This is a genomic window from Sphingobacterium sp. E70, from assembly GCF_019285695.1.
In the GTDB taxonomy this organism is placed as follows: Bacteria; Bacteroidota; Bacteroidia; order Sphingobacteriales; family Sphingobacteriaceae; genus Sphingobacterium; species Sphingobacterium detergens.
Genome location: NZ_CP079104.1, coordinates 4,918,333 through 4,935,584, shown reverse-complemented (window position 1 = coordinate 4,935,584; position 17,252 = coordinate 4,918,333). Strand labels below are relative to the sequence as shown.

Here is a 17,252-nt window from a genome sequence, read left to right as displayed (position 1 = left end):
ATAAAATTTATATGAACGAAACCGTGCTAATTTTAGCCGATTTTGTTCCTTCGAAAACTAAAAACACGCAAACAATTAGTATTCAAGACATTGAACTTCAAAAACTTTTCAAACAATCTGAAATTGATAAAGTCCCGAAGACATATCTCTACGTCAACAGGGATTTCGAAACCGTATTTCAAAACCTAAAAAGCAAGTTAAAAATCATTAAAGCTGCTGGTGGACTGGTTAAAAATGGTGATGGTGATTACCTTTTTATCTACCGCTTGGGCAAATGGGATCTTCCGAAAGGCAAAGTGGAAGACAATGAAAAGATGAAAGAAGCCGCTGTACGTGAAGTAGAAGAAGAATGTGGTATTAAAATCAACTATTTAGGTAAAAGATCATCACATCCTACCATACATACTATCTACGTAATGGAGAATTTGTATTAAAGGCAACCAATTGGTATGAAATGGGCGTTAATAAAGTTCCGAAATTAATACCACAAACAGCTGAAGACATTACAAAGGCAGAATGGCGTCCTGTAGATCAATTTGATGAAGTGCGGGCCAATACCTATCCGATTATAGAAAATATCATTAAAAAAGTGAAATAGGCTGTCTTTTGAGGTTCATTTGACAGTAATCCATGAGATCATGCTTACTTTTATACTATGGAAAATATAACAGGAAAAAGGGCCTTAGTGACAGGTGGAGCAAAGGGGCTTGGGAAAGCCATTGCTGTTGCATTGGCTAAAGAAGGTGTACACGTTGCGATCACAGGAAGAAACGAAACAGCATTGAAGCAGGCTGCCGATGAGCTCAAAACGTTAGGCACACAAGTTACTTATGCTGCATTTGATGTATCAGATAACGAGGCAGTACAACAGGGAATTAATAATCTCAATGAAACCTTTGGCTACTTTGATATTCTTATCAACAATGCCGGCATATCTTCCTTCTCCTCTGTAATGGATATGGACGTGCAAGAATGGACTGAGATTATCAATGTTAATCTATTGGGAACCTATTTTGTTACAAAAGCTGTCCTGCCACAACTAATCGAAAAAATCAGGGTGATATTGTCATGGTCTCTTCTACAGCAGGATTGAATGGTGCAGCTACGACCTCAGCATATAGCGCTTCAAAATTTGGTGTTATTGGATTGGCAGATTCATTGATGCGTGAAGTACGTAAAAATAACATTCGGGTCTGTACCCTAATGCCAAGTACCATTGCATCGGATATGTCCAAAGATCTCGGTCTGACGGACGGCGACCCCGAAAAAGTATTGCAACCGGAAGATTTCGCGGAACTAATTATCGCGAATTTAAAATTGCCTAGAAGAGCGATGTTAAAATCTGCCTCTCTATGGTCTACAAATCCATAAAAACCACTATTGCGAGCCTTTAACAACACTAAAGGCTCGCAATAGAATTATTTGTGATCTATCAACACCATTCTCAGACAGGAGCTCACTACATCCGTCTAATATAAACAACAAATTATGAGTAAACTATTTTCATCGATAAACATCGGTTCCTTAAACCTGAAAAATCGCTTAGTCGTTTCCCTATGTGCCAATATTCTGCTGAAGATGGCTTTGCAAACAACTGGCATCTTGTCCACCTTGGTCAATTTGCCATTGGAGGCGCAGCAGCAATCATACAGGAAGCAACAGCCGTGGCACCCGAAGGTAGAATCAGCTATGGAGACCTTGGGATATGGGATGACCAACATATTGACAAACTAAAAGAGATAACAGCTTTTATCAAAGCAAATGATGCTATCCCCGGTATTCAGCTCGCGCATGCAGGCCGCAAAGCCAGTAGCAACAAACCTTGGCTTGGTCGTGGTCAATTTGCCCCTTCAGAAGCCCTAGGATGGCAGACTGTCGCTCCATCGGCACAGGCTTTCCATTCGACAGATTACGTCCCCAAAGAGCTTAAAACAAATGAGATCGAAGAAATCATCGAACAGTTTGGACAAGCTACCAAAAGAGCTATTCAAGCTGGTTACGAAATCATCGAACTCCACGCAGCACATGGTTACCTCATCCATCAGTTTCTCTCCCCTTTGTGCAACTTACGAACAGACCAGTTCGGCGGTCCATTTGAAAATAGAATCCGCTTCCTGCTGGAGATCATCAAACGGGTAAAACAGGAAATATCGGCGCAAAGTTTATGGGTACGTATTTCTGCGACAGATTGGGCCCCGGATGGTTGGGATCTGGATCAATCCATAGCGCTATCACAGCTCCTGACCGAGCAGGGAGTTGATATCATTGATGTATCGAGCGGTGGAGCAGTTTCCCATCAAAAATTGATATTGGCCCTGCCTATCAACTTCCATTCGCCCTCGCGATCAAAGAGAAAACCGGAAGCAAAACTGCTACTGTCGGCATTATTAAAACAGCGACTCAGGCCGCCGATATTATCGAGAAAGATCAGGCAGATTTAATTATGATCGCTCGGAGTTTTTTAGATGATCCACATCTCCCTTTACACTTTGCAAAAGAATTATCCGTCGATATCCCCTGGCCAAAACAATACGAAAGAGCAAAATGAAATTAAGCTTAAACAAAATACACCATATTGCGATCATATGTAGCGATTATCAGCGGTCAAAAAATTCTATACCGAGGTCCTCGGCCTTGAAATCTGGCAGGAACACTATCGGCTAGAACGGGATTCATACAAATTGGATTTAAAACTCAACGAAACCTACATCATTGAACTATTTTCCTTTCCATCTCCCCTAATAGACCAAGTTTTCCTGAAGCTGCTGGTTTAAGACATTTAGCTTTTGAAGTCGATAATCTGGATGCGGAAATACATAAATTAGAACAGGCAGGTATCGTACATGAAGGGATAAGGATCGACGAACTAACACAAAAAGGTTCACTTTTTTTGCCGATCCAGATCAACTTCCGATAGAGTTATATGAGCGTTAGAAACAAATAAAAGCGTTGATTTTCATCAACGCTTTTATATTAGGTCGTAAATCGAAAATTACAATTTACGTTTTACTTCTACTTGTTCGTAAGCCTCTACGATATCACCTACCTGGATGTCGTTGAAACGGTCAATATTCAAACCACACTCGTAACCTTGTGCAACCTCTTTCACGTCGTCTTTAAAACGTTTCAAGGAAGCCAATCTACCAGTATGGATAACCACACCCTCTCTGATTATGCGGATATCATTATTTCTATTGATTTTACCTTCTCTAACCATACATCCCGCAATGGTACCCACTTTAGAGATTTTAAATGTTTCTCTGATTTCAACCTCAGCAACAATTTTCTCTTCAAATTTCGGAGCCAACATACCTTCCATCGCAGATTTAATCTCTTCGATAGCATCATAGATGATAGAGTACAGACGAACGTCGATTTGCTCATTCTCAGCCAATTTACGCGCATTTTGTGTTGGACGTACTTGGAAACCAATGATGATCGCATCAGAAGCAGATGCCAATAATACATCTGATTCAGAGATCGCACCTACTGATTTATGGATAATATTCACCTGGATCTCATCTGTTGATAATTTCAACAATGAATCTGATAATGCTTCGATAGAACCATCCACATCACCTTTCACGATAATATTAAGTTCCTTAAAGTTACCGATAGCCAAACGACGACCGATCTCATCCAAGGTAATATGTTTCGTTGCACGCATACCTTGTTCACGTTGTAACTGAAGACGTTTGTTTGCTACCGTTCTAGCTTCAGATTCGCTTTCAAGAACATAAAGCTTATCCCCAGCTGTAGGTGCTCCAGCCATACCCAAAATCTGTACAGGTACAGAAGGTCCCGCTTCTTTAACACGTTCACCTCTTTCATTGGTTAGTGCTTTCACCTTACCAGAATGCGAACCTGCCAAAATTGGATCTCCGACACGAAGAGTACCTCCTTGGATCAATACTGTAGTCACAATACCACGACCTTTGTCCAACGCTGCCTCAATCACCGAACCAACAGCACGTTTTTTCGGATCAGCTTTCAAATCCAACATTTCAGCTTCCAAAAGAACTTTTTCTAAAAGAAGGTCAACATTTTCCCCAGTTTTTGCAGAGATCTCTTGTGCTTGGAATTTACCACCCCAATCTTCAACCAAGATATTCATTGCAGAAAGCTGCTCACGGATACGATCAGGATTTGCACCCGGTTTATCCACTTTCGTAAATGCAAATACAATTGGTACACCTGCTGCTTGCGCGTGATTGATCGCCTCTTTCGTTTGTGGCATGACTGCGTCGTCCGCTGCAATAACGATAATAACGATATCCGTTACTTTGGCACCACGTGCACGCATCGCCGTAAAGGCTTCGTGACCCGGTGTATCCAAAATGTAATTTTACGGTCATCATCCAATTTCACCGCGTATGCACCAATATGTTGGGTGATACCACCGGCTTCACCAGAAGTAACGTTTGCTTTACGTATATAATCCAACAAAGATGTTTTACCGTGGTCAACGTGTCCCATTACGGTTACGATTGGAGCTCTAGACACCAAATTCGCCTCATTATCTGCTTCTTCCAGTTCCGCAGTTTCCTCATCTTCAGGTTTAATAAATTCAACTTGATAGCCAAACTCATCTGCTACGATAGTCAAAGTTTCCGCATCTAGACGTTGGTTGATAGACACAAACATACCTAAACTCATACAAGTTGCGATAATCTGTGTGACTTGAACATCCATCAGATTTGCAAGCTCATTTGCTGTAACAAATTCTGTTACACGCAATACCTTCGCCATCAACTCTTGCTCCATTGCAGCTTCTTCCGCATGTTGAGCGACATCATCACGTTTCTGACGTCTCAACTTCGCACGTTGTGCAAATTTACCGGATTTACCTGCTCCACTTAAACGAGCAAGTGTTGCTTTGATTTGATCTTGGATTTCTTTTTCAGAAGGTTCCTCTTTATTTTCAACAGGTCTTCCTTTTCCTCTATTGTCAAAACGACCATGTTGTGGCCTTGCTCCACCTTGTCCCGGTCTACCTTGATGCTGGTTGTTTCCACCCTGCCCCGGTCTGCCTGGATGCTGGTTGTTTTGTCCCGGACGGTTGTTCGGATTGTTGTTGTTACCTTGATTGCCACCTCTGTTCCCTTGTTGGTCACGGTTGTGGTTATTGTTTCCATCACGAGGACCACGGTTTTGGTTGTTATGCCCTGACCTTGTCCCGCATTCGGATTTACTGGACCATTAGGATTCGTGCGCTTACGCTTACGTTTCTCATTATTGTTTCCAGCATTTGAAGATGATGCCACAGGTTTGTGCGAAGGTCTAGCAGAAGGTAATTCAATCTTACCAATTACTTTAGGACCTGTCAATCTTTCTGCACGAGCAGAAATAATATCATCGCCTTCTTTTTCACAGGCTCCACTTTTGGAGTTACTGGTACAGCAGCTTTAGGTGCTGTTTCGTCTTTTTTCTTTTCTTCTACCTTCACAGGTTCGGTTTTTGTCTCTACAACCGGAGTTGCTTTTACTTCAGTTTTATCTACTTCAGGTTTGGGAGCTTCCACCCGAGGTGCCACTACTTCGGCTTTTTGCTCTATAACCTTTGTTTCTTCTTTTTCGCTTCGATGACCGGAGCTTTAACTTCGGCTTCTTTCTGCTCTACTACTTTCTCTACGGCCTTAGTCTCTACAGGCGCGTCATGCGTAACTTTAGGCTCCTCCTTTGAAGGCTCCTCTTTTTTACCCTTGTGACCACCTCTATTCAAGGCATCAAGATCAATTTTGCCAACCACTTTCATACCACCTTGATGAACAGGTTCCTCAGGCTTGGCAGGAGTGACTTCTTTGACAGATGGGATTTCTACAGTATTCTTAACCAAGATTTCTTTTGGCTCCTCATGTTCTTCAAAATCCTCATTTCTAGACGATTCTTTAGGAGAAGTGGACGGCGACTCCTCGACGAATTTTGCCAATAACAATTTGTTTAGCTTCATCTTTCAGTGATTTGTCTCCTGAAACTCTTTTAACAGCACACCATACATCTCTCCGCTCAATTTAGTGTTAGGCTTTGCTTCTACATCATATCCTTTTTTCACTAAACATTCCACGGCAGTATGTATCCCGATGTTGAGTTCCTTTGCTGCTTTAAGCAAGTTTGTTCCTTTTCCTTCAGTCATCTATAATATAAACTATTTTAATATAATTACAAAAATATGTTTTTTCCATCCATAAACAATTTATTCCGAATGTTAGATAGAAAAAAATTAACAGGCTGAATTTTATTCAAATTCAGCTTGCAATATACGTAGGATATCACGAATGGTATCTTCTTCCAAATCGGTACGTCTAACAAGTTCTTCTTCGCTAAGTGATAAAACAGATTTTGCAGAATCCAAACCTACACGCTTCAATTCATCAATAACCCAGCTTTCAATTTCATCACTGAATTCTTCGATATCCACATCCTCATCAAATTCATCATTCTCACGATAAACATCAATCTCATAACCAGTCAATTTACCAGCCAATTTAATATTATGTCCACCACGACCAATTGCCAACGAAACCTGATCCGATTTTAAGTATACAGCAGCAGTTTTGTTTTCTTCGTCAATCTTAATTGAACTGATCCGAGCAGGGCTCAAAGCACGTGCGATATATAACGAATGGTTTGTAGTGAAATTGATCACATCAATATTCTCATTACGCAATTCTCGAACAATACCGTGAATACGTGATCCTTTCATACCCACAGGGCTCCAACCGGATCGATACGGTCATCATAAGACTCAACCGCCACTTTAGCACGCTCCCCTGGTTCACGGACAATTTTCTTGATCGTAATCAGACCATCAAAGATTTCAGGAACCTCAAGCTCAAATAAACGTTGTAAAAACGCTGGTGCAGTACGTGAGATAATGATTTTTGATTGTTGTTCATCATATCCACTTTATGAACTACCGCGCGGATACCATCGCCTTTTTTGAAATAATCAGCAGGGATTTGCTCTGATTTAGGTAAAATCAACTCATTGCCATCTTCATCCAACACCAAGATCTCTTTCTTCCAGATCTGATAAACCTCACCAATAACCAACTCCCCTTCTCTATCTTTATATTTTTGAAGACTTCGTCTTTCTCAAGTTCTAATACCTTAGAAACAAGCGTTTGACGAGCAGCCAAAATAGCACGACGTCCAAAGCTTTCCAAAGTGATCTGTTCGATAAAATCATCGCCTACTTCAAGGTCCTCATCGTGTTTTCTCGCTTCCGCCAACTCGATTTCAAGATCATCATCCTCAGAAAATTCATCTTCAACAACGACACGCGTTCTCCAAATCTCCAAATCCCCGTTATCTGGATTCACGATAACATCCACATTTTCATCCGTACCGAAACGACGACGGATCATACTACGAAAAACCTCTTCCAATACTGTAATGACCGTAGGTCTATCGATATTCTTAAACTCTTTAAACTCCTGAAAAGAGTCTATCAGATTGATGTTGCTGTTACTCATTATTTTTAAAATGAAATTACCACTTTTGTTGCTTTTATTTGATCAAAAGGAAGTTCTTTTTCCACCTCTTGCGCTTTTTTACCTTTTTCTTTTACTTTTTGAAGAATGCTGATCTTTGTCTCATCCGCCGCCAATAACGTTCCCTCAATTTTTGTATTATCGTCCAACTTAACCTGTACGAGTACGACCTATATTTTTCTGATACTGCCGATTATTGACGAAATTTGAATCGATACCCGGTGACGAAACCTCCAAACGATAGGCATTATCAACGACATTTTCCTCCTCCAAATGAAAACCGACATGGCGGCTCACTTGCGCACAATCATCAATACTAACCCCGTTATCCCCATCTAAGAGGATCTCCAAAATCTTATTTGGACGCATCTTTACACTAACAATAAACAAATCCTCGCGATCTGCTATTTTTTCCGCTATGAGTTCAATGACTCTTTTTCTACATCTTGCATTGTTCTACTGCCTAGAATGCTAAATTAATTGTATTAAAAAAGGGGCAATACGAGCCCCTTCCTTTCAGATATGCAAATATAGTATTTTATAAAATAAAAACAAATACCCAAACAGCAACGGAAGTATTTTTTCTGTTATTTCGAATTATCAACGACTGCATTAATTGTTTTTTGCATCTGTGCCATCATACTGGTTAATGTTTCCATTGTTGGCTCAGGAGTTGGCTCCGGCAGTTGAGTACTAATAAAAGCTTTCGCCCGCCACACCTCTAAAATATCAGGGTCTCAACCCAGTATGGTTCGTAGGTTTTATTATCAGAAACAAGCTTCAAACCTTTATCCTCTTTAAATTTAAAGGCAATACGCTTGTAGACAACTCCCTCTTCCCGGGATACAACGATATAAGTATGTCCCGGTTTTATATCATGCCAATTTTCGACATATTCCGCCACAATAATGGATCCTGAGGGCAATGGCAACATCGAATCTCCTTTGATCTCAAAGGCCCGAAAAGTCCCCTGCCCAAACATGGGTAGTGAAAACTTCGGAAGCTCAGCGACATACTCCGGATCACCATAGCCATTCAGGTAACCCGCGCTTGCTTTAACCGGCACAAGCTCAATGTTTTCGCGGTCATCACCATCAACAGTCACACTTAATACCCTGAGATTAGACGCATTGCTTTTGGGTACCGGCTTCCACTTCTCATCAATCACATCATTCGCCAATTCATCCATGGTTAACCCATAAAACTCGGCAATTTTCTTTAGCAATTCGTATTTAGGCTCCGCTCTATCTTCTTCATAAGCACCGACAGAAGCGCGCTTAATCTCCATGATATCAGCAAATTGCTGCTGCGTAATTTTCTTTCCTTTTCGAAGGAATTTCAAGTTGGACGAAATATTTGACATATTATTTTTTCAAAAAATATTTTGCAAAAACTAAATTTATTAGTAATATTGTGCCAATAAAATTAGTAAATAAAATTTAAACATCCAAATTATTTAGCATTATGAGCAATTTTATTGTATATATAGTAACGGACAACAATAGAAGATACTTTGAAATCGACTTCACATCCAACATGTTTAGCACAGTAATGGAACTCCAACAAGCCAATAGCTTTATTCTTCAACAGGGTCCCCATTTAAACAGGATAATCTATTCCGAAGCTTTTTCAAAATTAGCATGTGCAAAAAAGAGAATGAACGAATTGCAAAATTTCACACGCATGCAAATAGAAAGAGTTATTCGCAAGAACAACCCGAATTGGAATAACCTCTACCCGCAACAGCATCAAGCCTACCCAAAAAGAAACACCAATTTCGCGGCCTAACCATACATATATAATAAAACAAAAAGCCACCCAATTTTCATTAGGCAGCCAGTTATCTGTATATATCCAAAACAGGATAAAAGCTTAATCAATTTACGTCGACGAGCTCTGCTCCAATGCCCCTATGTTTTCACTGACACTACCTCCATTGTTATTATGCTCAGTAGCTCCCTCAGTAGACTCCTCTTCAGGCCCAATTAACCCCTCGTCTGTCTGCTCATCAATATTTGTTGAATCACTTTGTTCTGGTTCGGATCACTATAACGCGGCGTCTCACATTTATAAGATTTCGTGATTTCAACTGTAGATTCAGGGAATTTACCCTGCGTATACCCCAATTGCTTATCCTTATAAACAGATTCCAAAAACACACCAAATATAGGCAGAGCCGTCCGCGAACCTTCACCGGTATGCGAATTCTTGAAGTGTATGCTTCTTTCATCACATCCAACCCAGATTCCGGTGACTAAATCCTTAGTCACACCCATATACCAACCATCAACATATTCCGAAGAAGTTCCAGTCTTCCCACCAATTTCGTTTTCTTTATCAAAAAGATCCCATTCCCATAAGCCCTGCGATGTACCTCTTGGCTCTTCCATCCCACCACGCAACATATAGGTCATCAACCAAGCATCCTGTTTATCCACCACCTGCTTGCGTTCGGCCTGAAAAGTAGCAATCACATTTCCATCGTGATCTTCAATTTTGGAAACCAGTACTGGCGTAACTCGCTCACCATGGTTCATCATCGTCGAGTAACCGTTGACCATCTCAAATACCGACACATCATTAGGCCCCAATCCAACAGAAGCCACAGGATTCAGCTTACTTGTAATACCACAACGCTGAGCGGCATCCACTACTTTTGCCGGTGTCACCATATCCGTTAACTGAACAGTAACCGAATTGATGGATCTCGCCATGGCATGACGCAAAGTCATCTCCCGATAGGAAAAATTCCAATCCGCATTTTTAGGTTCCCATACTTCAACAGAATCCCCTTATCAATCTTTATTGTAACAGGTTTATCCGTAATCTTATCACAAGGCGACATACCCGACTCTAAGGCTGCCAGATAAACAAAAGGTTTAAATGTCGAACCCGCTTGTCGTTTGGCCTGCATCACGTGATCATATTTGAAATATTGATGATCTATCCCGCCTACCCAAGCTTTAATTTCTCCTGAATAAGGATCCATCGACATCATCCCGGCATTCAGCATCATGGCATAATATTTCAGGGAGTCCATTGTGGACATTTCCTTTTCAATCTTGCCCTTATCCTTCCAATTGTAGACTTCCATTTTTTTCTTCTTATTCAAGAAGAAATTGATGCTATCTGGAGTATTGGCATATTTTTTACTCAGAAACTCATAATAAGGTGTTTTCTTAGCTAAGTTCTCCAAAAAGTTTGGTATCACTTTTCCGGAGAGATCCCGCCAGGGCTCCTGGCCATCCCAGGTGTTATTTAAACGCTGTTGTAATTCCGCCATCTGTTTTGCGACAGCCTCTTCAGCATGCTTCTGAAGCTTGGAGTTGATGGTTGTATAAATCTTCAAACCATCGGTATAGATATCGTAATTATTCTCTTCCGACCATTTTTCCAGCCACTTAGCTACAGCTGTACGCAGATAGGAATCCTCCAGCATTTACATCTTGATTATTGGTATTCAAGATTATTTTTCCTTAACCAACGCATCATACTCTTCTTTTTCAGAAAGCCCCCTTATGCATTTGGCTCAACACCGTGTTTTTGCGGTCAAATGATTTTTCCGGATTTCTGATCGGATTATATAAGGTCGTTCCCTTTAACATACCGATCAATACAGCCGCTTCATTTTGATTCAATTGATTTGCTCCTTTTGAAAAATAACGTTTTGCTGCGGTTTCTATTCCATACGCATTATTACTAAAAGAAACTGTATTGAGGTACATTTCCAAAATTTGGTTCTTCGTATACCGTTGCTCCAACTTATAGGCTGTCATCCACTCTTTAAATTTGGTAACGACCAAACCCGCAACAGGTAAACGGGTCAATAGCCCCCGCCTTATTATAACGGGTGCGGTAAAGATTCTTGGCAAGCTGCTGCGTTATCGTACTCGCTCCACGTTTATCCCCTTTAATGTAGAGACAATACCCGAACCGAGCCCCAAAAAGTCAACACCATTGTGCGAATAAAAACGTACATCCTCTGTTGCGATCAATGCATTAATAACAGTTTTAGGAATACTGTCAAAAGGAATTGGATTTCTATCCTCGTCGAAATATCGCCCGATCAATACACTATCGGCAGTATACAGCTCTGTCGAAATATTGACACTTGGCATAATGATATCTTTTTTGTAGGCGAGTAGCCAAAAAGCCACAAAAAATTAAGTTGTATAGCACAAACCAAAACTATAACAAAATATATTGCAATAACGAGATAACGAAGAATCCGATTCTTAATACGTCTAAACATAAATGGAAATTTATCTTATATTCAACATATTGAATCACCAAAAGGTTTTATCCCCCGCCCAATATGCGTTTATATCTGTTTCAGGGGCTAAATATACAACTAAATAAATGTCCCTAATCAACTATTTACATTTTTAACAATAAAAAACCAGCATGTATTCAAGCAGAGACATTCAGCAAAAATACCCTATACAGGACCTGCTATTTCCAATTTATGGAATTAAAACAGCAAAAAAATGAAGAAGGACATTGTTTAGATCAATAAGTTAGCCTACGGGTTCCGCAAATATTATACCTAATTTTGATTTATTATCTATTTTATTTTAAAATAATAATGATATTTGTTTAAATTTAGATGTAAACTAGTCAACTATTAGCATGTTAAAACAGACATTACAACAAAAGCTATTACAAAAACTGTCTCCACAACAAATTCAATTTATTAAATTGTTGCAGGTACCAACAGTTTCATTAGATGCCAGAATAAAAGAAGAATTAGAAGAAAACCCCGCATTAGAAGATGGTAGCTTGACTAATATGACCGATCCAATAGAAGAATATCCAGATAAAGATCCGGATGACAACTTCGACAACGAAGAAGGATTCGATTCAGATGATTTCAGTTTGGAGGACTATATACAAGAAGACGACTACAAAGATTACGGAAATGGATATGATTACGGTGATGACGATGATGAAAGAAAAGAGATGCCCGTTGCTATTCAACATTCATTCTATGAACAATTACAACAACAATTAGACCTTCTCGCTTTAGATGATAAGCACTTTTTAGTGGGTCAACAAATTATCGGCAGCCTGGATGACGACGGTTACTTAAGACGTCCGATCATCAATCTGGTAGATGACCTGGCGTTCGGTCAAAATGTAATGACCGAGGAGCATGAAGTATTAGAAATGCTAAAAGTGATCCAAGATTTTGAACCCGCAGGAATCGGTGCCAGAGATTTGCAAGAATGTCTTTTGATACAATTACAAAGAAAGACACGAACAACCCGACCATCAAACTCGCTATAAAAGTCGTCTCCAATTACCTGGATGAGTTCACAAAAAGCACTATGACAAACTAGAGAAATCATTAGGCGTATCTTCTGAGGACCTGAAAAATGTCGTTAATGAAATCTTAAAGCTCAACCCCAAACCGGGTGACTCAGGGGCTGTAGCCGGAAAACAACTCCATATTATCCCAGACTTTCATATCAGCAACAATGATGGCATCCTACATTTAACCCTGAATGGACGTAATGCACCAGAACTTCGCATAAGCCGGGACTATCAGCACATGTTTGAACATTACGAAAAATCCGATCAAAAGGATAAAAAGATGAAAGAAGCGGTACAGTTTGTCAAACAAAAACTCGATTCGGCAAAATGGTTTATTGATGCAATCAAACAACGCCAGCAGACACTGCTCAAGACAATGAATGCGATCATGGAGTACCAATACGATTATTTTCTTACCGGAGATGACCGTAAATTGAAACCCATGATCTTAAAAGATATCGCCGATAAGATCGACATGGATATCTCAACCGTTTCCCGTGTAGCAAACTCTAAATATGTACAGACTGAATTTGGCACATTTCTATTAAAATCATTTTTCTCCGAGGCAATCCAAACAGACTCCGGAGAGGAGGTTTCAAATAAAGAGGTTAAGAAAATACTCGAAGAATGTATTGCGAAAGAAAACAAGCGCAAACCACTTGCCGATGAGAAATTGACCGAAATTCTCAAAGAAAAAGGCTACAATATTGCTCGTCGAACGGTAGCCAAATACCGTGAAGCTTTAAACATACCAGTTGCAAGATTAAGAAAAGAGCTCTAAGAGCTCTTTTTTGTTTTTCGGGTGACAATCAAATCTAAATTAAGAATAGTATCTTTGTGCTCGAATTAAATAAGCATGAAGGAATGAGCAAAGTAAAAGTTGAGTTGTACAGATGAGCTGTACCGCAAGCAAACAAGAGAATCTCGAAAAAGCTATCGCTAAAGTAAAAGAAGCCGCTGCAAAAGGTGCGCAAATTGTGTGTCTGCAAGAACTCTTTACCTCTTTATATTTCTGCGATGTAGAAGATTATGACAATTTCGCACTGGCTGAATCTATCCCTGGTCCATCCACAGATGCCCTGTCCGCTGTTGCAAAAGAAGCAGGAGTCGTTATTATCGCTTCATTATTTGAAAAAAGAGCTGAAGGTCTTTATCATAATACAACTGCCGTATTAGATGCTGATGGCTCCTATTTAGGCAAATACCGTAAAATGCATATCCCAGATGATCCAGCATTTTATGAGAAATTCTATTTCACTCCGGGTGACCTTGGTTATAAAGTATTTAAAACAAAATTTGGTAAAATAGGTATATTAATCTGTTGGGACCAATGGTATCCCGAAGCATCAAGGATTACCGCATTAATGGGTGCCGAAATTTTATTTTACCCTACCGCGATTGGCTGGGCTACAGATCAGGACGAAGAAACCAACAAAGATCAGTACAATGCTTGGCAAACCATTCAACGCTCTCATGCTGTGGCAAATGGTGTGCCAGTAGTATCTGTCAACCGTGTCGGATTTGAGCAGGATGGCGCCATGAAATTCTGGGGCGGAAGCTTTGTGGCAAATGGACAAGGTAAACTGTTGTACCTCGCTTCTCACGATAAAGAAGAAATTGAAGTAGTTGAACTGGATCTAGCCGAATCTGATTATTTCAGAAAACACTGGCCATTCCTGAGAGATCGTAGAATTGAGACATATTCTCCAATCACCAAACGTTTTATCGACGAAGACTACTATCAAATCATATTGGCCATTTTAATCTTGTAATTCATCAAAAGAAGAGCAGATTAAAATGGCTTTTTACATTTTAAAGCATGGAACAAGAAAGCACTTTCACACAGGCATATTTTGATAACTCCCAAAAAAACAAGGTTTTTCGTTTCCCGCGGAATGGGCAAGACAAGAAGCTTTGTGGTTGAGCTGGCCTCATAAAGAGGAATCTTGGCCTGGAAAAATTGACACCATATACCAGCCCTATTGCGAGTTTATTAAAGCTGTTGCTGCTGGACAGAAAGTCCGAATTAATGTTGCTGACGAAGATATGAAGGCATTCGCCATCGCAGAACTGAAAAAAGTAACGGCCGATTTTAGCAATATTGAATTTTATTTCAATCCAACCAATGACGCTTGGTGTAGAGATCACGGCCCCGCTTTCCTGATCAATCAAAATTCAGATACAAAAGCAGTTGTTGACTGGGGATATAACGCCTGGGGTGGCAAGTATCCACCTTTCGACCTGGATGATGTCGTTCCTACACGGATAGCCAAAAAGTTCAACCTTCCTTTATTCACACCGAATATCGTTATGGAGGGTGGTTCTGTCGAATTCAACGGAGCCGGAACTGTGATGACAACAACAGCATGTCTGCTCAATGAAAACAGAAACCCTGGTTATACAAAAGAACAGATTGAGACTTACCTCAAAGAATTCTATGGACAAGATCAGGTACTATGGCTAGGCGACGGAATCATTGGAGACGATACAGATGGTCATATTGACGACATTACACGTTTTGTCAATGAAAATACTGTTTTAACTGTTGTCGAAGAAAATCCGGAAGATGAAAATTATGCCATCCTCCAGGAAAATCTAGAAACACTTCGTTCCTTCAAATTATTAAGCGGAGAATCACTTAATATCGTTGAACTACCGATGCCAGCAGCAGTGATCTATGAGGACACCAGACTTCCGGCATCATATGCAAATTTTTATATCGCAAATGATGTTGTCGTTGTTCCAATTTTCAACGATCCTAATGACCAGAGAGCATTGGATATTATTCAGGAATGCTTTCCGACACGGAAAGTTGTCGGAATTAATTCAGTAGACATTATCTGGGGACTGGGTAGTTTTCATTGCTTGAGTCAGCAAGAGCCCGCACTCAGCTAAAGATAAAATTATACTATAAACAGAAAGGCTTCTTAATCTATTAAGAAGCCTTTCTGTTTATAGTACCTGCGCACAAACACTATCAAATTAGATATTCCTATAACAAAGTTTGCAGTATACTTGCGACAACTGTTCCTTATTAACTCATCGCCCGAGCGTTAAATAGAAAACTAGACCACCACCACATGCACACCGGACTTCTCTAACGATTCCACAAATCCAGCACTCACTTTATCATCTGTAATCAAAATATCGATTTTTTCGAAGCCACAAATTCGTCCAAAACTACGTCTTCCGAATTTAGACGAATCAGCGAGCACAACGACCTTCTGAGCTGTATCTATCATGATACGGTTCAATTGGGCTTCTTGCGCACTGGATGTTGACACACCATACTCCAGATCTATTCCGTCCACCCCTAAAAATAACTTACTACAATAAAAATCATGTAGTAAATTTTCAGCATATTTCCCAGTGACTGAAGTAGAAGTTTTGCGTAATGTACCTCCCATCTGCATAATTTCTACTGATGGGTATTTAATTAGCTCCATGGCAACATTCAGCGCTGAAGTTACCACAGTGATATTTCCCTTCGGTACAATCTGCCTGGCCAACGATTGCATTGTTGTTCCGGAAGCAATAATAATCGAATCATTTTCCTCAATCATCTCAGCAGCCTTCTTCCCGATTCTACTTTTATCGTCCGAACGAAGTTTCTCTTTTCAAATACCGTCCGATCTGTCGTATATGGATTGTATTGTGTCGCTCCGCCATGGGTCCGAAAAAGCAGACCACTCTCCTCCAAAAGTGTAAGATCCTTTCGGATGGTAACAGAAGATACGCCAAGTTCCTCACAAAGGTCAATCACTTGGACTATACCCACCTCTTTTAATTGTTTTAAAATATATTGATGTCGCTCTACGTTTGTCATGGTTCTTTTATATGCGCTAAAATATTAAATCTACCAGTTGTTTATCCATACAGATACATTAGAAAATATAAAATATCAACTAAAATCAATGCTAGATTTTAGCTTTCGATATTCTATACAAATTTCCCTAGCAGAACTGACGTTAAAATAATGAAATTATTTAATTATTTATACTCTCTATAAAGCAAATTATACTTTATTCTAAAAGATAAAGTTTTTGGATTTCAACAAATTCAAAATTCCAAGGGATTGGGCCAAATAAAATGGTAATCCAGCTCCTTTTGAAGCAGGCTTCCACAGACTACTTTTTGAAAATGATCCCCTTGGTCAAATTGCAATGGCAGATCGAAACCATACTTTTGCGCAGAGGCCAGGATCACATCCTTTTTCTTTGGGTGCATCGGTGCCACAACATTGTAAATACGATGCCTTAGGTCTTTGATAGAAGCCAACATAATCAACTGCACAACATCATCGAGATGGACAAAATTGGCCGGCTGTTCACCCGTTGTGCAAATACGATTGGCAAAGTATTTAGCAAAAATGCGATTTTTACCAAATAAGCCCCCAAGTCGATATACATAAGTATTGGGCAGCTGTAACATGAACTGCTCAGCCAAAA

Annotated in this window: 18 protein-coding genes and 8 pseudogenes; 10 read left to right on the top strand and 16 right to left on the bottom strand. The window is 39.9% G+C overall.

Going from position 1 to position 17,252, the window contains the following annotated elements; genetic code table 11:
• Positions 1-11 precede the first annotated feature (11 nt).
• The 6 genes and pseudogenes from KUH03_RS35275 (at position 12) to KUH03_RS49675 (ending at position 2,934) form a co-directional block, all read left to right on the top strand.
• A complete protein-coding gene (locus tag KUH03_RS35275) occupies positions 12-434 on the top strand; it encodes an NUDIX domain-containing protein (RefSeq protein WP_257089186.1) in 423 nt (140 codons plus the stop codon).
• 20 nt (positions 435-454) lie between these two features.
• Positions 455-598, top strand: coding sequence for a hypothetical protein (locus KUH03_RS35270; protein ID WP_257089185.1), 144 nt, complete (start codon positions 455-457; stop codon positions 596-598).
• 57 nt (positions 599-655) lie between these two features.
• Positions 656-1,371 (top strand): annotated as a pseudogene (locus KUH03_RS49680) (3-ketoacyl-ACP reductase).
• Positions 1,372-1,556: 185 nt separating this feature from the next.
• A complete protein-coding gene (locus KUH03_RS35255; protein ID WP_257089182.1) occupies positions 1,557-2,441 on the top strand; it encodes an oxidoreductase in 885 nt (294 codons plus the stop codon).
• Positions 2,345-2,548, top strand: coding sequence for a hypothetical protein (locus tag KUH03_RS35250; RefSeq protein ID WP_257097618.1), 204 nt, complete (start codon positions 2,345-2,347; stop codon positions 2,546-2,548). The genes KUH03_RS35255 and KUH03_RS35250 overlap by 97 nt, the downstream gene beginning before the upstream one ends.
• A pseudogene (locus KUH03_RS49675) lies at positions 2,545-2,934 on the top strand (VOC family protein). The gene KUH03_RS35250 and the pseudogene KUH03_RS49675 overlap by 4 nt, the downstream one beginning before the upstream one ends.
• 58 nt (positions 2,935-2,992) lie before the next feature.
• Here KUH03_RS49675 and infB read toward each other — a convergent pair.
• The 10 genes and pseudogenes from infB to KUH03_RS35200 form a co-directional block, all read right to left on the bottom strand.
• Complete coding sequence (gene infB / locus KUH03_RS35240) at positions 2,993-4,336, bottom strand: translation initiation factor IF-2 (protein WP_257089181.1); 1,344 nt, start codon at positions 4,334-4,336, stop codon at positions 2,993-2,995.
• Entirely contained in the window at positions 4,279-4,815 is a 537-nt protein-coding gene (locus tag KUH03_RS35235) for a translation initiation factor IF-2 N-terminal domain-containing protein (RefSeq protein WP_257089180.1), read from the bottom strand. The genes infB and KUH03_RS35235 overlap by 58 nt, the downstream gene beginning before the upstream one ends.
• A gap of 41 nt (positions 4,816-4,856) precedes the next feature.
• Positions 4,857-5,327, bottom strand: a complete 471-nt coding sequence (locus KUH03_RS35230; RefSeq protein WP_257089178.1) for a hypothetical protein — start codon at positions 5,325-5,327, stop codon at positions 4,857-4,859.
• Positions 5,324-5,533: a hypothetical protein gene (locus KUH03_RS35225; protein ID WP_257089176.1), complete on the bottom strand. Its 210-nt coding sequence runs from the start codon at positions 5,531-5,533 to the stop codon at positions 5,324-5,326. Before KUH03_RS35225 ends, KUH03_RS35230 begins: the two co-directional genes overlap by 4 nt.
• A gap of 17 nt (positions 5,534-5,550) precedes the next feature.
• Entirely contained in the window at positions 5,551-5,949 is a 399-nt protein-coding gene (locus tag KUH03_RS35220; RefSeq protein WP_257089174.1) for a hypothetical protein, read from the bottom strand.
• A gap of 3 nt (positions 5,950-5,952) precedes the next feature.
• Positions 5,953-6,132, bottom strand: a complete 180-nt coding sequence (locus tag KUH03_RS35215) for a hypothetical protein (RefSeq protein ID WP_257089172.1) — start codon at positions 6,130-6,132, stop codon at positions 5,953-5,955.
• A gap of 102 nt (positions 6,133-6,234) precedes the next feature.
• Positions 6,235-7,473 (bottom strand): annotated as a pseudogene (gene nusA / locus KUH03_RS35210) (transcription termination factor NusA).
• A gap of 5 nt (positions 7,474-7,478) precedes the next feature.
• A complete protein-coding gene (locus tag KUH03_RS47185) occupies positions 7,479-7,640 on the bottom strand; it encodes a hypothetical protein (protein ID WP_306429261.1) in 162 nt (53 codons plus the stop codon).
• A 1-nt stretch (position 7,641) separates the two neighbouring features.
• Positions 7,642-7,860 (bottom strand): ribosome maturation factor RimP, encoded by a 219-nt coding sequence (gene rimP / locus KUH03_RS47180; RefSeq protein WP_306429260.1) that lies wholly within the window; start codon positions 7,858-7,860, stop codon positions 7,642-7,644.
• A gap of 218 nt (positions 7,861-8,078) precedes the next feature.
• A pseudogene (locus tag KUH03_RS35200) lies at positions 8,079-8,854 on the bottom strand (XRE family transcriptional regulator).
• A gap of 101 nt (positions 8,855-8,955) precedes the next feature.
• Between KUH03_RS35200 and KUH03_RS35195 the strand changes: the two are divergent.
• Positions 8,956-9,279 carry a hypothetical protein gene (locus KUH03_RS35195; protein ID WP_257089170.1) on the top strand — a complete coding sequence of 108 codons (324 nt, stop codon included), beginning with the start codon at positions 8,956-8,958 and terminating at the stop codon, positions 9,277-9,279.
• Between the two features lie 197 nt (positions 9,280-9,476).
• Here KUH03_RS35195 and KUH03_RS35190 read toward each other — a convergent pair whose 3' ends face one another.
• The 3 genes and pseudogenes from KUH03_RS35190 to KUH03_RS47175 all read right to left on the bottom strand — a co-directional run bounded on the left by KUH03_RS35190 (position 9,477) and on the right by KUH03_RS47175 (position 11,609).
• Positions 9,477-10,223, bottom strand: coding sequence for a penicillin-binding transpeptidase domain-containing protein (locus KUH03_RS35190; RefSeq protein ID WP_257089168.1), 747 nt, complete (start codon positions 10,221-10,223; stop codon positions 9,477-9,479).
• Complete coding sequence (locus KUH03_RS35185) at positions 10,220-10,930, bottom strand: penicillin-binding transpeptidase domain-containing protein (protein ID WP_257089166.1); 711 nt, start codon at positions 10,928-10,930, stop codon at positions 10,220-10,222. The genes KUH03_RS35190 and KUH03_RS35185 overlap by 4 nt, the downstream gene beginning before the upstream one ends.
• Positions 10,931-10,994: 64 nt before the next feature.
• Positions 10,995-11,609: pseudogene (locus KUH03_RS47175) on the bottom strand (transglycosylase domain-containing protein).
• Positions 11,610-12,120: 511 nt separating this feature from the next.
• Here KUH03_RS47175 and rpoN point away from each other — a divergent pair.
• The 3 pseudogenes from rpoN to KUH03_RS35160 all read left to right on the top strand — a co-directional run.
• A pseudogene (gene rpoN, locus KUH03_RS35170) lies at positions 12,121-13,585 on the top strand (RNA polymerase factor sigma-54).
• A gap of 83 nt (positions 13,586-13,668) precedes the next feature.
• Positions 13,669-14,576: pseudogene (locus KUH03_RS35165) on the top strand (carbon-nitrogen hydrolase).
• A gap of 91 nt (positions 14,577-14,667) precedes the next feature.
• Positions 14,668-15,699, top strand: a pseudogene (locus KUH03_RS35160) (agmatine/peptidylarginine deiminase); the annotation flags it as partial.
• 170 nt (positions 15,700-15,869) lie between these two features.
• Here the strand turns inward: KUH03_RS35160 and KUH03_RS35155 are convergent.
• From KUH03_RS35155 to KUH03_RS35150, 3 genes are all read right to left on the bottom strand, one after another.
• The gene (locus KUH03_RS35155; protein ID WP_306429259.1) at positions 15,870-16,367 is read right to left on the bottom strand and encodes a DeoR/GlpR family DNA-binding transcription regulator; all 498 of its coding nucleotides are present in this window, start codon (positions 16,365-16,367) and stop codon (positions 15,870-15,872) included.
• A complete protein-coding gene (locus tag KUH03_RS47170; RefSeq protein ID WP_306429258.1) occupies positions 16,364-16,630 on the bottom strand; it encodes a DeoR family transcriptional regulator in 267 nt (88 codons plus the stop codon). The genes KUH03_RS35155 and KUH03_RS47170 overlap by 4 nt, the downstream gene beginning before the upstream one ends.
• A 233-nt stretch (positions 16,631-16,863) precedes the next feature.
• On the bottom strand, positions 16,864-17,250 hold the full coding sequence (locus KUH03_RS35150) for a hypothetical protein (RefSeq protein WP_257089159.1): 387 nt from the start codon (positions 17,248-17,250) through the stop codon (positions 16,864-16,866).
• Positions 17,251-17,252 lie beyond the last annotated feature (2 nt).

What these genes read in the sequence shown, in the direction of transcription:
- KUH03_RS35275 (WP_257089186.1), top strand. Translation starts at nt 12, where the DNA reads ATGAACGAAACCGTGCTAATTTTAGCCGATTTTGTTCCTTCGAAAACT.
- KUH03_RS35270 (WP_257089185.1), top strand. Translation starts at nt 455, where the DNA reads ATGGGCGTTAATAAAGTTCCGAAATTAATACCACAAACAGCTGAAGAC.
- KUH03_RS35255 (WP_257089182.1), top strand. Translation starts at nt 1,557, where the DNA reads ATGTGCCAATATTCTGCTGAAGATGGCTTTGCAAACAACTGGCATCTT.
- KUH03_RS35220 (WP_257089174.1), bottom strand. Translation starts at nt 5,949, where the DNA reads ATGAAGCTAAACAAATTGTTATTGGCAAAATTCGTCGAGGAGTCGCCG.
- KUH03_RS35215 (WP_257089172.1), bottom strand. Translation starts at nt 6,132, where the DNA reads ATGACTGAAGGAAAAGGAACAAACTTGCTTAAAGCAGCAAAGGAACTC.
- rimP (WP_306429260.1), bottom strand. Translation starts at nt 7,860, where the DNA reads ATGCGTCCAAATAAGATTTTGGAGATCCTCTTAGATGGGGATAACGGG.
- KUH03_RS35195 (WP_257089170.1), top strand. Translation starts at nt 8,956, where the DNA reads ATGAGCAATTTTATTGTATATATAGTAACGGACAACAATAGAAGATAC.
- KUH03_RS35190 (WP_257089168.1), bottom strand. Translation starts at nt 10,223, where the DNA reads ATGACTTTGCGTCATGCCATGGCGAGATCCATCAATTCGGTTACTGTT.
- KUH03_RS35185 (WP_257089166.1), bottom strand. Translation starts at nt 10,930, where the DNA reads ATGCTGGAGGATTCCTATCTGCGTACAGCTGTAGCTAAGTGGCTGGAA.
- KUH03_RS35155 (WP_306429259.1), bottom strand. Translation starts at nt 16,367, where the DNA reads ATGATTGAGGAAAATGATTCGATTATTATTGCTTCCGGAACAACAATG.
- KUH03_RS47170 (WP_306429258.1), bottom strand. Translation starts at nt 16,630, where the DNA reads ATGACAAACGTAGAGCGACATCAATATATTTTAAAACAATTAAAAGAG.